The organism is Aminobacter sp. P9b, assembly GCF_045345995.1.
GTDB lineage: Bacteria > Pseudomonadota > Alphaproteobacteria > Rhizobiales > Rhizobiaceae > Aminobacter > Aminobacter niigataensis.
Genome location: NZ_CP150082.1, coordinates 3086637 through 3098821 on the forward strand (window position 1 = coordinate 3086637; position 12185 = coordinate 3098821).

General features: G+C 63.1%; 13 protein-coding genes and 1 tRNA gene. 8 read left to right on the top strand and 6 right to left on the bottom strand.

Going from position 1 to position 12185, the window contains the following annotated elements; all coding sequences use genetic code 11:
- Nucleotides 1-29: 29 nt before the first annotated feature.
- Nucleotides 30-902, bottom strand: a complete 873-nt coding sequence (locus tag WHT83_RS15245) for an ATP-binding protein (RefSeq protein ID WP_406871659.1) — start codon at nt 900-902, stop codon at nt 30-32.
- Between the two features lie 181 nt (nt 903-1083).
- Here WHT83_RS15245 and yajC point away from each other — a divergent pair, with 181 nt between their 5' ends.
- The 4 genes from yajC to WHT83_RS15265 are packed head-to-tail and all read left to right on the top strand — an operon-like array spanning nt 1084 to nt 5259.
- On the top strand, nt 1084-1422 hold the full coding sequence (yajC, locus tag WHT83_RS15250; RefSeq protein ID WP_108608306.1) for a preprotein translocase subunit YajC: 339 nt from the start codon (nt 1084-1086) through the stop codon (nt 1420-1422).
- Nucleotides 1423-1472: 50 nt separating this feature from the next.
- A complete protein-coding gene (secDF, locus tag WHT83_RS15255) occupies nt 1473-4034 on the top strand; it encodes a protein translocase subunit SecDF (protein WP_406871660.1) in 2562 nt (853 codons plus the stop codon).
- Between the two features lie 6 nt (nt 4035-4040).
- Nucleotides 4041-4427, top strand: coding sequence for an Mth938-like domain-containing protein (locus WHT83_RS15260; RefSeq protein ID WP_108608304.1), 387 nt, complete (start codon nt 4041-4043; stop codon nt 4425-4427).
- Between the two features lies 1 nt (nt 4428).
- Nucleotides 4429-5259, top strand: coding sequence for a phytoene/squalene synthase family protein (locus tag WHT83_RS15265; RefSeq protein ID WP_406871661.1), 831 nt, complete (start codon nt 4429-4431; stop codon nt 5257-5259).
- Nucleotides 5260-5264: 5 nt separating this feature from the next.
- On the opposite strand, the gene WHT83_RS15270 is transcribed toward WHT83_RS15265, so the two are convergent.
- Both WHT83_RS15270 and trmFO read right to left on the bottom strand, forming a co-directional pair.
- The gene (locus WHT83_RS15270; RefSeq protein WP_108608303.1) at nt 5265-5786 is read right to left on the bottom strand and encodes a GNAT family N-acetyltransferase; all 522 of its coding nucleotides are present in this window, start codon (nt 5784-5786) and stop codon (nt 5265-5267) included.
- Nucleotides 5787-5799: 13 nt separating this feature from the next.
- The gene (gene trmFO, locus WHT83_RS15275) at nt 5800-7209 is read right to left on the bottom strand and encodes a methylenetetrahydrofolate--tRNA-(uracil(54)-C(5))-methyltransferase (FADH(2)-oxidizing) TrmFO (protein WP_406871662.1); all 1410 of its coding nucleotides are present in this window, start codon (nt 7207-7209) and stop codon (nt 5800-5802) included.
- Nucleotides 7210-7304: 95 nt separating this feature from the next.
- Here trmFO and WHT83_RS15280 point away from each other — a divergent pair, with 95 nt between their 5' ends.
- The gene (locus WHT83_RS15280) at nt 7305-7910 is read left to right on the top strand and encodes a hypothetical protein (protein WP_406871663.1); all 606 of its coding nucleotides are present in this window, start codon (nt 7305-7307) and stop codon (nt 7908-7910) included.
- A gap of 479 nt (nt 7911-8389) precedes the next feature.
- Here WHT83_RS15280 and WHT83_RS15285 read toward each other — a convergent pair whose 3' ends face one another.
- Nucleotides 8390-8530: a DUF1127 domain-containing protein gene (locus tag WHT83_RS15285; RefSeq protein ID WP_018427695.1), complete on the bottom strand. Its 141-nt coding sequence runs from the start codon at nt 8528-8530 to the stop codon at nt 8390-8392.
- A 51-nt stretch (nt 8531-8581) separates the two neighbouring features.
- Nucleotides 8582-8722, bottom strand: a complete 141-nt coding sequence (locus WHT83_RS15290; RefSeq protein ID WP_082496386.1) for a DUF1127 domain-containing protein — start codon at nt 8720-8722, stop codon at nt 8582-8584.
- A 221-nt stretch (nt 8723-8943) separates the two neighbouring features.
- Here WHT83_RS15290 and WHT83_RS15295 point away from each other — a divergent pair, with 221 nt between their 5' ends.
- The 3 genes from WHT83_RS15295 (at nt 8944) to WHT83_RS15305 (ending at nt 12012) form a co-directional block, all read left to right on the top strand.
- Nucleotides 8944-10047: a DUF2157 domain-containing protein gene (locus WHT83_RS15295; protein WP_406871664.1), complete on the top strand. Its 1104-nt coding sequence runs from the start codon at nt 8944-8946 to the stop codon at nt 10045-10047.
- The gene (locus WHT83_RS15300; RefSeq protein WP_406871665.1) at nt 10044-10655 is read left to right on the top strand and encodes a GDYXXLXY domain-containing protein; all 612 of its coding nucleotides are present in this window, start codon (nt 10044-10046) and stop codon (nt 10653-10655) included. Before WHT83_RS15295 ends, WHT83_RS15300 begins: the two co-directional genes overlap by 4 nt.
- Before the next feature lie 85 nt (nt 10656-10740).
- Complete coding sequence (locus WHT83_RS15305) at nt 10741-12012, top strand: glycosyltransferase family 4 protein (RefSeq protein WP_406871666.1); 1272 nt, start codon at nt 10741-10743, stop codon at nt 12010-12012.
- A 68-nt stretch (nt 12013-12080) separates the two neighbouring features.
- Here the strand turns inward: WHT83_RS15305 and WHT83_RS15310 are convergent.
- Nucleotides 12081-12165 (bottom strand) — tRNA-Leu (locus WHT83_RS15310).
- Nucleotides 12166-12185 lie beyond the last annotated feature (20 nt).

Genomic DNA, 12185 nt, shown 5'->3' on the forward strand with positions numbered 1-12185 from the left:
GGGGCGGGCGTTTTCGTTGGAAGGTCGGCTTAATCCTTCAGCGATTTGCCCAGCCGGCCGGCGAGATCCTGGATGAACTGCCAGGCAACGCGGCCCGAGCGGCTGCCGCGGGTCGTTGCCCATTCCAGCGCTTCGGCGCGCAGCGTTTCGGCATCCCCGTCGAAACCGTGGTAGCGGGCATAGCCGTTGACCATGTCGAGATATTCGTCCTGCGAGCACTTGTGGAAACCGAGCCACAGGCCGAAGCGATCCGACAGCGACACCTTTTCCTCGACTGCTTCGGACGGGTTGATCGCCGTCGAGCGCTCATTGTCGATCATGTCGCGTGGCAGAAGATGCCGGCGATTCGACGTCGCATAGAAGATCAAATTACCCGGCCGGCCCTCGACGCCGCCTTCGAGCGCTGCCTTGAGCGACTTGTAGGACGTATCGTCGTGGTCGAACGACAGGTCGTCGCAGAACAGGATGAAGCGATGGGGCGCCGCCTTGAGCAGGTTCATCAGCTTGGGCAGCGTGTCGATGTCCTCACGGTGGATTTCGATCAGCTTGAGCGGAGCGACGCTCTTGCCCGAGGCGTTGATGCTGGCGTGCGCCGCCTTGACCAGGGACGACTTGCCCATGCCGCGCGCACCCCACAACAGCACGTTGTTGGCGGGCAGGCCGGCGGCGAAGCGCTCGGTGTTGTCGACAAGGATGTCGCGCACCCGGTCAACGCCCTTGATCAGCCCGATGTCGACCCGGTTGACGCGGTGGACGGGTTCGAGATAGCCGGGATCGGCAGCCCAAACGAAACAGTCGGCGCTGTCGATATCGGTTTCCGGAGCTGCCGGCGGCGCCAACGTCGCCACGGCGGCAATCAGACGGTCGAGTTTGTCGTTGAGTGCTTCGATCGCCTTTTCCATGACCAATCCTGTCCATCTCTACATTTCATCAATGCGCGACGCTGTAACACGCTCAAATTGCGCGGAAAAGCGCCGCTGCTTGGGCCAAGCGCAGTTGCATTGGTCGCTTTAGCGACTATATTCCGCGCACATTTGCGGGGTCCCGGTGTGCGGTATCCCGATACTTTCTCAGGAGACATTCATGTTCGTCACGCCGGCATACGCACAGGCCACCGGGGGAACGCCCGACGTTCTCGTAAGCATTCTGCCGTTTGTGCTGATCTTCGTGATCATGTATTTTCTTATCATCCGCCCGCAGCGCACCCAGCTCAAGAAGCGTGGCGAGATGCTTTCGTCGATCCGCCGCGGCGACACGGTCGTCACGGGTGGTGGTTTCGTCGGCAAGGTGACCAAGGTCATCGACGACAATGAACTCGAGGTCGATCTGGGCAACGGCCTCAAGGTGACGGCGCTGCGTGCGACCATCTCCGACGTTCGGGTCAAGGGCGAGCCGATCGCCAACCAGAACGCCAAGAAATAACCGTATTCGAGGCGGAACGCACCGCTTTCACGCCTGACGGACGAGGCCATATGCTCTATTTTTCGCGCTGGAAGACGATCTCGATCTGGGCAGTCGTGCTCCTCGGGGTACTCTTCACCCTCCCGAACATGCTGACCCAATCTCAGCTCGATTCCCTTCCGGGATGGTTTCCCAAGCGCGCGTTGACGCTCGGACTCGACCTTCAGGGCGGTTCGCACATGCTGCTCGCCATCGACAGGCAGGACCTGATCGATGAGCGGCTGCAGACGACCCGCGACGATATCCGCACGATGCTGCGCGATGCCAAGATCGGCTATACCGGCCTGACAGGCACTGGCAGGACCATCCAGGTGCGTATCACCGACGCGAGCGAGCTCGAGGCGGCCAAGACCGCACTGGCCACGCTGGTGGCGCCGGTGTCGGCGAGCATGTTCGGCGCCGGTTCGGTGACCGAGCTTGCGCTCGAAGAGCCTGAACCCGGCCTGTTGCGCTATACGCTGACCGATGCCGGCATCGAATATCGCGTGGCCAATGCCGTCACGCAGTCGATCGAGGTCGTTGGCCGCCGCGTCAACGAACTCGGTACGACCGAGCCGATCATCCAGCGTGCCGGCGCAGACCGCATCCTCGTCCAGGTGCCGGGCCTGCAGGATCCGACCCGCCTCAAGGAAATCCTCGGCAAGACCGCCAAGCTGACCTTCCAGATGGTCGACCAGTCGATGTCGCCGCAGGAGGCCCTGCAGGGCCGTCCGCCGGCAGGCTCGACGGTGATGTATTCGCAGGATGATCCGCCCATTCCCTATCTGATCGAGAACCGGGTCATCGTGTCGGGTGAAAACCTCGTCGATGCGCAGGCGACGTTCGATCAGCGTACCAGCGAGGCCGTCGTCTCGTTCCGCTTCGACGGCAAGGGCGCCTCGCGCTTCGGTCAGGCGACCCAGCAGAATGTCGGCCGTCTGTTCGCCATCATCCTCGACAACCAGGTGATCTCGGCTCCGCGTATCAATGAGCCGATCCTCGGCGGTTCGGGCCAGATCTCTGGCAGCTTCACGGCTGAGAGTGCCAACGACCTTGCCGTGCTGCTGCGCGCTGGCGCGCTGCCTGCCGACCTGACGATTGTGGAAGAACGCACGGTTGGCCCGAGCCTCGGCGCCGACTCGATCTCGGCCGGCAAGTTTGCCTCGGTCATCGCCGGCACCCTCGTCGTCGGCTTCATGCTGGTGGCCTACGGCACGCTCGGCATCATCGCCAACATCGCGCTCGCCGCCAACGTGGCGCTGATCATCGCCATCCTGTCCATTCTGGGGGCGACGCTGACGATGCCCGGCATCGCCGGTATCGTCCTGACCGTCGGCATGGCGGTGGACTCCAACGTCATCATCTACGAACGCGTGCGTGAAGAACGACAATTGGGTCGATCTCTGGTCCAATCGCTCGATTCAGGGTTTGCGCGAGCGCTGGCGACCATCGTCGATGCCAACTTCACCACCTTCATCGCCGCGCTCATCCTGTTCTATCTCGGCTCGGGTCCGGTGCGTGGCTTCGCCGTCACCCTGGCCATTGGTATCGTGACTACGGTGTTCACCGCCTTCACCCTGACCCGCTGGCTGGTTTCGATCTGGCTGCGCCGGGTAAAGCCCAAGGAACTGCCGAAGGGCCTCGTGCGCTTCGTTCCGGACAATACCAAATATTCGTTCATGTCCCTGCGCCGCTATGCCTTCACGCTTTCGGCGCTGGCATCGCTGGCAGCGATGACCCTGTTCTTCACCATGGAGATGAACTACGGCATCGACTTCCGCGGCGGCACCAGTATCGAGGTGCAGTCAAAGAGCGGCACGGCCAATTCGTCTGAGGTCCGCGCAAGGCTGGGCGAACTCAACATCGGTGACGTCCAGGTCCAGGAATTCGGCTCCGAAAGCACCTTGCTGATCCGCGTCGAGGGCCAGAAGGCTGGCGACAACGCCGAACAGAGCGTGGTCGAAAAGGTGCGTGGCGAACTTGCCAACGACTACGAATTCCGCCGCGTGGAATCGGTCGGACCGACCGTGTCGAGCGAACTTGCCTGGTCGGGTACGATCGGCGTGGTGACGGCGATGCTGGCGATGCTGATCTACATCTGGTTCCGCTTCGAGTGGCAGTTCGGCATGGGCGCCATCCTGGCCACCATCCACGACGTGACCATGATGATCGGGCTCTACGTGCTGACTGGCATCGAGTTCAACCTGACCAGTATCGCGGCGATCCTGACTATCGTCGGTTATTCGATCAACGACACTGTTGTGGTCTACGACCGCGTGCGTGAAAACTTGCGCAAATACAAGAAGATGCCGATCGAGCAGTTGCTCGACCTGTCGATGAACCAGACGCTGTCGCGTACGGTGCTCACCGGCGTGACCACGCTTCTGGCGCTGATTTCGCTCTACCTGTTCGGTGGCGAGGTCATCCGGTCGTTCACGCTGGCGATGATCTTCGGCATCGTGGTCGGTACCTACTCGTCGATCTTCGTCGCTGGTCCGCTGCTCATCCTGTTCAGGCTGCGGCCAGAAAGCGTCGAGGCCGACGACAAGGACAAGCCGGCGGTGCCGGCCGGCGCCCAGCCGACCAAGTCGTAGCAGGCCATGGCTGGACTGATCATCCGCGAGGCGCATTTTCCCGGGCGAGCACCCGTCGACGCCTATGGCGACGGCGGCTTCCGCTTCGCGGACATGTCGCACCGCGGATCGATCCTGTGCCTGCCGTCCGGCATCTACGGATGGCAGCCCACTGATCCGCTGGCGCTGACGCCGGCGGATTTCGAAAAGCTGTTTGCAGAAGCCGCCGACGTGGAAATCCTGCTCGTCGGCATGGGCAAGGAGTTGCGCCGTTTGCCCGAGGGCCTCAGGGCGGCCCTCAAGCAAGCGAAGATCTCCGCCGACCCGATGTCGACGGGCGCTGCCGTGCGCACCTACAACGTGCTGCTTGCCGAAGACCGCGCCGTGGCTGCCGCCTTCATCGCCGTCGACTGACGTGAGCAAGGCGAACGACGCGACAGGGGCTCTGTTGGACGCGGTGCGCATTGCCGACCACGACCGTTATCTCTCCGTACTCTATGCGCCCGAGCAAAAGCGCCCGGCGCTTCTCGCGCTTTACGCCTTCAATGCCGAGATCGCAGCCATCCGCGACCGCGTCAGCGAGCCCATGCCGGGCGAGATCAGGCTGCAATGGTGGCGCGACGTCATCGCATCGGGCCAAAGCGAGCTGGGTGCGGGCCATCCCGTGGCCTCGGCCTTGATGGCGGCGATTACGACCCATCGGCTGCCCGTCGCCGCCTTCGACAACTACCTCGAAGCACGCATCTTCGACCTCTACGACGACCCGATGCCTTCGCGCACCGATCTGGAGGGCTATTGCGGCGAGACCGCCTCAGCGATGATCCAGCTTGCGGCGCTGGTTCTCGATGCTGACGAGGCGCCGAAACATGCCGAGCTTGCCGGCCACGCCGGCTGCGCGCAGGCGATCACCGGGCTGTTGCGGCTGCTGCCGGCCCACAGCACCCGCGGCCAATGTTATGTGCCACGCGACATCCTGGCTGCGGCCGGCACGACGCCGGACGAATTTGTCGCCGGCGGCAAGACGCCTTCATCGAGGCATGCCGTCCAGGCGATGGCTGCGCTCGCGCGTGAACATCTCCGCGCCTTCGAACGCGGCGCCAAGACCTTGCCGGTAAGCTTGCGGCCGGCATTCCTGCCGCTGTCCCTGACGGGCGCCTATCTCGACCGGCTGGAGCGCGGCAAGGACGGCATCTCAGTGTTGCGCAAGCATCTGCTGATGTTGAAGACGGCTTCGCGCGGCTGGTAGTGACCTCAGGCGGTCGCGTCGTGGTCGTCGCGTCTGGTGAAGAACAAGAAGCGGTCGAGGCCACGTGAGTTCACGTAGGACCGGACGTCGCGATGCAGGCGTCGGGCGACGCTTGCCGAGGCCGTATTGTCCGTGGCGACGATCGAGCCGATCTCCATTTCGTCCCTGGTTGCGAAGCCGTATGCCATTGCGGCGCGGGCTGCCTCGAGCGCGATGCCGCGGCCGCGCCAGGCGGGGGCGACATGATAGCCGATCTCGAGGATGCGAACGCCACCGGCGTCCTGCCAGGTCGGCCCGCAATCGCCGATCAGCGCGCCGCTGGCCTTGTCGACGATCGCCCACAGCCCGAAACCGTCCTGCCGGTAGCGATCCCGGTTTCTGCCGATCCATTCGATGGCGGCGCTTTCGGTCGTCATCTCCGGATAGAACCGGCGCGCATAGTCGTCGGCAAAGACCGCCAGGATGGCCGCCTGATCGCCAGGCACCATCTCCCTCAGGATCAGGCGCTTGGTCTCGGGGGGAGCCATCTTTTTGCCCCGTTTATTCCGCCGCCTGTGCCGCTTCGGCAATGCCGAGCCAGGCGCGGCAATCGACCAGCGCGCGCGCCGTCATCGCCTTCTTCTTGGCAATGGTCTTTTCCTTGCCGCGCAGGCGCTTGCCTTCGACCTTGGGCGCTTCCATCACCGGGAACAGCCCGAAATTGACGTTCATAGGCTGGAACGAGCGTTTGCCGGGCTCATCGTCGGAGACGATGTGGCCGCCGGTGATATGGTTCAGCAGCGCGCCGAAGGCTGTGGTGCCGGGCGGCGGCGGCATGTGCTGGCCGAGGCGTTCGGCTGCGGCGAAGCGTCCGGCGAGCAGGCCGATGGCGGCACTTTCGACATAACCCTCGCAGCCGGTGATCTGGCCGGCGAAACGCAGGCCGGGCCGCGACTTGAGTTGCAGCGTCGGGTCGAGCAGCGTTGGCGAATTGAGGTAGGTGTTGCGGTGCAGGCCGCCGAGGCGGGCGAATTCGGCATTTTCCAGACCCGGAATCATCCGCAGCACATCGACCTGCTCGCCATGCTTCAGCTTGGTCTGGAAACCGACCATGTTGTAGAGCGTGCCCAGGGCATTGTCCTGGCGCAGCTGGACGACGGCATAGGCCTTGACTGTCGGGTTGTGGGCGTTGGTCAGCCCCATCGGCTTCATCGGGCCATGACGCAACGTCTCGGGACCGCGCTCGGCCATGATCTCGATCGGCAGGCAGCCGTCGAAATAGGGCGTGCCTTCCCACTCCTTGAACTCGGTTTTCTGGCCGTCGAGCAGTGCCTGGACGAAGGCCTCGTAATGCTCCTTGTCCATCGGGCAGTTGATGTAGTCCTTGCCGGTGCCGCCGGGGCCGACCTTGTCGTAGCGCGACTGGAACCAGCAGACATTCATGTCGATGCTGTCGAAATGGATGATCGGCGCGATGGCGTCGAAGAAGGCGAGCGCGTCGGCGCCGGTGCTGGCGGCGATCGCTTCGGCGAGCGAGGGAGCAGTCAGCGGGCCGGTGGCGATGATCGCCTGGTCCCAGTCGGCGGGCGGCAGGCCGGTGACTTCCTCGCGCATGATGGTGATCAGCGGATGGGCTTCGAGCCGGGCGGTGACGGCGTTGGAAAAGCCGTCGCGGTCGACGGCGAGCGCGCCGCCGGCGGGAACCTGGTTGGCGTCGCCGGCACTCATGATCAGCGAACCGGCAAGCCGCATCTCGGCGTGCAGCAGGCCAACCGCGTTGGTTTCGGCGTCGTCCGACCGGAACGAGTTGGAACAGACCAGTTCGGCCAGGCCCTCGGTTTTGTGTGCGTCGGTGCCGCGCACGGGGCGCATCTCATGCAGGATCACCGGCACGCCAGCCGAGGCCGCCTGCCATGCTGCTTCCGATCCGGCGAGGCCGCCGCCGACGATGTGAATGGGTTTTGTGCTCATGGTCGCGGGAATAATCCCTTGGGCGGGCGAATGCAACGATTGCGCCGGGTGATAGGGGGTTGCGGGCGCTGCGCGGCAACTTTTAAGATGCCGCCATGACGAGGCTTTCAATCTCTCATGTGCTGCTGGCGGGCCTGCTATCCGTCTCGACCGTCGGTGCAGTCCCCAAGTCGAGCCACGCCGCGCCGGGCACGAAGCGCATCGACATCTGCCATGGCTATGGTTGCGCTTTCCGTTCGCGCCTCGACATCGGGCCAGGCGATGCTGCGAGATTTGCCTCGATCCTCGCTGCGGGCCGATCCTCGCCGAAAGCCGAGCGCGCGGCGATTGCAAGGGCAGTGGGCTATTTCGAGAAGCGGGCGCAGCAGGTGACCGGCGTACGCGACGCACCCCAGTCGGAGTTCGGCGCCTCGAAGATCAAGGGTCAGATGGATTGCGTCGACGAATCGACCAACACTGACGCGCTGCTGCGCTATCTCCAGGGGCGTGGCCTGTTCAGGTACCACAAGGTCGAGGCGAGAACCTCGCGTGGCTTCCTGCTCGACGGCCGCTATCCGCACTGGACAGCCGTGGTCCGCGCGCCCGATGGCGTGAAATGGGTCGTTGATTCCTGGTATGCCCCGATGAGCGGCGCCCCTGACATCATCCCGCTCAGCGACTGGAAGCAGCGCGGCGTGCTCGAAAGCGGCGCGTTGAACTAGGCAGCGCGGCAACATCGTATGAATTGGAACGCTCTGCGGGGCCCAAAAACAACAACACCCGCCGGGGGAGGAGATCCGGCGGGTGTCGTTTTGGGTGGTCAGCCTTCTGGGAGGAGGAAGCTGACCTATTCGCCTTTGCCGGGGAGGAGGTCGGCGCAGGCTGAATTCTTGTCGCCAGTTCGAAGAGGGCGAAGCTCTCGGGGTAACAACACCCGCCCGGGGAGGAGGTCGGGCGGGTGTCGTTTTGAGTGGTCAGCCTTCTGGGAGGAGGAAGCTGACCTATTCGCCTTTGCCGGGGAGGAGGTCGGCGCAGGCAGAATTCTTGTCGCCAGTTCGAAGAGGGCGAAGCTCTCGGGTAACGACACCCGCCCGGGGAGGAGGTCGGGCGGGTGTGTTAAGGTGGTCAGCTTATCGGGAGGAAGAAGCTGACCGGATCCGTCATTGCCGGGGAGGAGGTCGGCGCTGACGGAAAGCTTGAATTAGATTGCGCGGCGGGCGATCGACTGGATCTCGCCACGATTGATGCCGAGATCGGCAAGCTGGCGGTTCGACAGACGGCCAAGCTCGTTCACCGTCTCGCGATAAGCGCGCCAGTTACGGTAAGTGCGGAGCAAGTTCATTTTAGTTCTCTTTTCGGTTCGGACAGGTGGGTCCAGTGGACCCGGTTTCGGTTAGATGGCTTTACGCGCGACGAAGTGGATGTCGCTGCGGGTGATGCCGAGGTCGGTCAGTTCACGGTTCGACAGGCGGCTCAGCTCGGAGACGGTGTCACGGTAGCGGCGCCAGTTACGGTAATTGCGGATCAGGTTCATCTTCGTTTTCCGTTCGTCTTCTTTTCTCTTCTGTGTACGAGGCGTAGATAGGATGGCCTTGCCCAAAATTGAAGCGCTATGCTCGCATGGCAGCAATGCGTTTTGTGCATTGCAGCATTAATGGGCATTAAGCCTTCGGTCATAATTGCGACCGAATCTGAAATTCGCCATGATCACAACGGTTTGGCCACAACAGGCAGCCGGGCAGGGGGACGCGACTTATGGCGAGCTATGCCACCAAGGTGAAGAACGACATCGGCCGATGGGTCGAAACCGGGCTGCTTGACCGGGCAACCGGTGACGCGCTTGTTCGTGACGTCGAGGCCAGCGAGCGCAACGGGCTCAATTTCGGTTCGATCCTGGCGATCATGGCGGCTCTTTTGTTTGCTGCCGCCATCCTCATCCTCGTCGCCGCCAACTGGGAAGCGATCCCGCGCATTGCCCGCGTCGGCGCCTTGTTCGCCGTCATCTTCGCAGGCTATGTCGGTGGCGCCTTGCTCAAGCAGCGTGGCCACGGTGGTATCGCCGAAGCGCTGTGGCTGGTCGCTGCCGCGGCTTTCGGCGGCTCGATCGCGCTGATCGGCCAGATGTACCACTTCGCCGGCGACGAAAGCGCGGCCGTGGTCACCTGGTGCATCGGTACGGCGATTGCCGCTGCCGCGCTGCGCTCCAACGCGCTGACCGTCGCAGCTGTCGGCATCGCCGACGCCTGGCTGGTGCTGAAGGGCTTCGATATCTTCCGTCGCTCGGAATTCCCACATCTCTTTATTGCGTTCATGGCGGCGTTCTGGGCGCTGTCGTTCTGGACGCAGAGCCGCGCTGCCCGGCATCTGATTGCGCTGTCGGTCATTCTCTATGCGGTGCTGCTCGGCTTTCACTACGAGTCGCTGGAGGTTGGCCTGGTGCTTGCGCTGGTCTCGGCGGTGCTTCTCGCCGTTGCGGCCCTGATGCCAGTGGCTGCGGAACGCCTTGTCCAACTCGGCGGGCGACTGCCCCTGCATGCGCTGATCGGCTTCCTTTCTGGCATGGGCATGGTTCAGCTCGACAGGTTCGACGAGCAGGGTTTTATCATTGCCGCCGCCGTCGCGCTGGCGGTCATTGCCGCGACCATCGTCTTCCTTGGCCGCGAGAGTCGCGGCTTGCGCTGGATCGCCTATGTCGGCTTCGCCTTCGAACTGGCCATCGTCTATCTCGTCACAGTCGGTTCGATGCTGGGCACGGCCGGTTTCTTCTTCGCAGCTGCAATAATCCTGGCGGGGCTCGCCTATGCGATCATCCGCATCGAACGACGGATGAGGCCCGAACCGGCCCGAGGAGCAGCATGATGTCCCGTTACAAGCTCGTCATTGCCGCCATCGTGCTGGCGCTCGCGCAGATCGGTTTTCTCAGTTGGATGATCGCCGGACGTGCGGCGATCTTGCGCGACGGCAAGGAAGTGCTGCTCAAGGTCGAGCCCGTCGACCCGCGCGATCTGTTGCGCGGCGACTACGTCCGGCTGGGCTACGACATTTCGCGCATAGAGGTGGAGAAGATCGCCAACCTAGCCCAGGGCGAACTGGCGACGGCCGAAGGGCCTGTTGTCGTGCGCCTGAAGAAGGACGCTGACGGCTACTGGCGCGCGACGTCCGCATGGCTGGGCGCTGCTGCTGCAACGCCCGCCGGCGCAGACGAAGTCGACATGGTCGGGCACGTGTCCGACGGCTGGAGCCTGACCCCGGGCTCGACCATCGGCGTCGACTACGGCATCGAGCGTTTCTACGTGCCGGAAGGCGAGGGGCTGGCGATCGAGGAAGAGATGCGCAAGCGCAACTCCGGCGCGGAACCCGAATTACGCAGCTTTGGCATCAAGGTAGCGGTGGCCAGCGACGGCAGCGGCCAGATCAAGGCTTTGATGGACGGCGAGACCATGTTGTTCGAGGAACCGCTTTATTGAGACGTTCGCTTCCAGAGGCCAGGAATGTGTGAAATAACGAGACGAATTATGTCTCTGTCAATTTTGCAAAAGAAGTCTGCATGAAATGAAGATTGCCATTGTTGCAGAGCACGCTTCGGCCCGTCTTGGCGGTGAGGCCATTCTGCCGTTGCAGTACTTCCGCATCCTGCGTGACAGAAATTACGATGTTTGGCTTATCGTGCATGAACGGACGCGGGAAGAACTCGAAGGTCTCTTCGGTAATGACCCGCGGGTGATATTCACACCCGACACGCCGTTAATTCGTCTTCTCTGGCGCCTTGGGGCATTTCTTCCGCAGCGTGTGGCGAATTTTTCGACCGGCTATCTGATGCGGATTTTGACGCAGCGACGACAGGTCAAAGAAGCACGCCGTCTCGTCGTGGAAGAAGGTGTGCAAATCGTCCACCAGCCGATTCCTGTCTCGCCTCGTGAACCGTCGATGCTTTTTCGCCTTGGGGCGCCGGTTGTGGTTGGCCCCCTGAATGGCGGTATGGAGTTTCCGCCGGGGTTCCGCGATCGGAGTTCCGTGCTCGAGGATTATGCCGTTGCCGCTGCTCGGGCGATGACCAATGTGATGAACCGGCTCATCCCCGGCAAGCGCCTGGCGAGCGTGGTCATGGTCGCCAACCAGCGTAGTCGCATGGCCTTGCCTGGTGGCCTGGGTGGCAAGGTCATCGAGATCTGCGAGAATGGCGTGGACTTTTCCCTGTGGAGCGGAACCGCCGCACAAGACCCGCAGTCGGGACCTTCGCATACGCGCTTCGTTTTCACCGGGCGTCTTGTCGACTGGAAGGGCGTCGATCTGCTGTTGCGTGCGTTTGCCCGGGCCAGGGACCGTGCGCCCATGAGCCTGCTGATCATGGGGGACGGGGACGCTCGCGAGCGGCTGGAAAAGCTTGCCCGCGAACTGGGCCTTCTTTCCTCGGACGAGGCTGCGGGCAAGGTGCGCTTTGCGGGATGGCTGAGCCAGAAGGAATGCGCCGAGGCCCTGGCCGCTCGAGACGCCCTTGTGCTTCCCAGCCTGTATGAATGCGGAGGCGCTGTCGTCCTTGAGGCTATGGCGCTTTCCAAGCCGGTGATCGCCACTGCCTGGGGAGGGCCGCTGGATTACCTCAACACGGAATGCGGCATACTCGTGCCGCCGCTTTCGCCTGATGCGTTGATCGACGGTCTGGCGGAGGCATTGCGGAAGCTCGCCAGTTCGCCGGATCTCAGGGCGTCAATGGGGCAGGCGGCGCAGCTTCGTGTCCGCGCCGAATTTGATTGGGAGCGCAAGGTGGACGCCGTGCTGGACGTCTATGCGTCGGCATTGCGAGGCGGCACGGCGCCATTGTGAATGGTGTCGGGCCGTGCCCGGCTGGTACTCTCTACCAAGAGGTTTCTAGTCCGCCAGCAGGGTGATTTTGGTGCGGATGATAGGAGTCGAACCTACACGCCTCTCGGCACTGGAACCTAAATCCAGGGCGTCTACCAGTTCCGCCACATCCGCATGCGAACGCCAATCCCATG

What these genes read in the sequence shown, in the direction of transcription:
- WHT83_RS15245 (WP_406871659.1), bottom strand. Translation starts at nt 902, where the DNA reads ATGGAAAAGGCGATCGAAGCACTCAACGACAAACTCGACCGTCTGATT.
- yajC (WP_108608306.1), top strand. Translation starts at nt 1,084, where the DNA reads ATGTTCGTCACGCCGGCATACGCACAGGCCACCGGGGGAACGCCCGAC.
- secDF (WP_406871660.1), top strand. Translation starts at nt 1,473, where the DNA reads ATGCTCTATTTTTCGCGCTGGAAGACGATCTCGATCTGGGCAGTCGTG.
- WHT83_RS15260 (WP_108608304.1), top strand. Translation starts at nt 4,041, where the DNA reads ATGGCTGGACTGATCATCCGCGAGGCGCATTTTCCCGGGCGAGCACCC.
- WHT83_RS15270 (WP_108608303.1), bottom strand. Translation starts at nt 5,786, where the DNA reads ATGGCTCCCCCCGAGACCAAGCGCCTGATCCTGAGGGAGATGGTGCCT.
- trmFO (WP_406871662.1), bottom strand. Translation starts at nt 7,209, where the DNA reads ATGAGCACAAAACCCATTCACATCGTCGGCGGCGGCCTCGCCGGATCG.
- WHT83_RS15280 (WP_406871663.1), top strand. Translation starts at nt 7,305, where the DNA reads ATGACGAGGCTTTCAATCTCTCATGTGCTGCTGGCGGGCCTGCTATCC.
- WHT83_RS15285 (WP_018427695.1), bottom strand. Translation starts at nt 8,530, where the DNA reads ATGAACTTGCTCCGCACTTACCGTAACTGGCGCGCTTATCGCGAGACG.
- WHT83_RS15290 (WP_082496386.1), bottom strand. Translation starts at nt 8,722, where the DNA reads ATGAACCTGATCCGCAATTACCGTAACTGGCGCCGCTACCGTGACACC.
- WHT83_RS15295 (WP_406871664.1), top strand. Translation starts at nt 8,944, where the DNA reads ATGGCGAGCTATGCCACCAAGGTGAAGAACGACATCGGCCGATGGGTC.
- WHT83_RS15300 (WP_406871665.1), top strand. Translation starts at nt 10,044, where the DNA reads ATGATGTCCCGTTACAAGCTCGTCATTGCCGCCATCGTGCTGGCGCTC.
- WHT83_RS15305 (WP_406871666.1), top strand. Translation starts at nt 10,741, where the DNA reads ATGAAGATTGCCATTGTTGCAGAGCACGCTTCGGCCCGTCTTGGCGGT.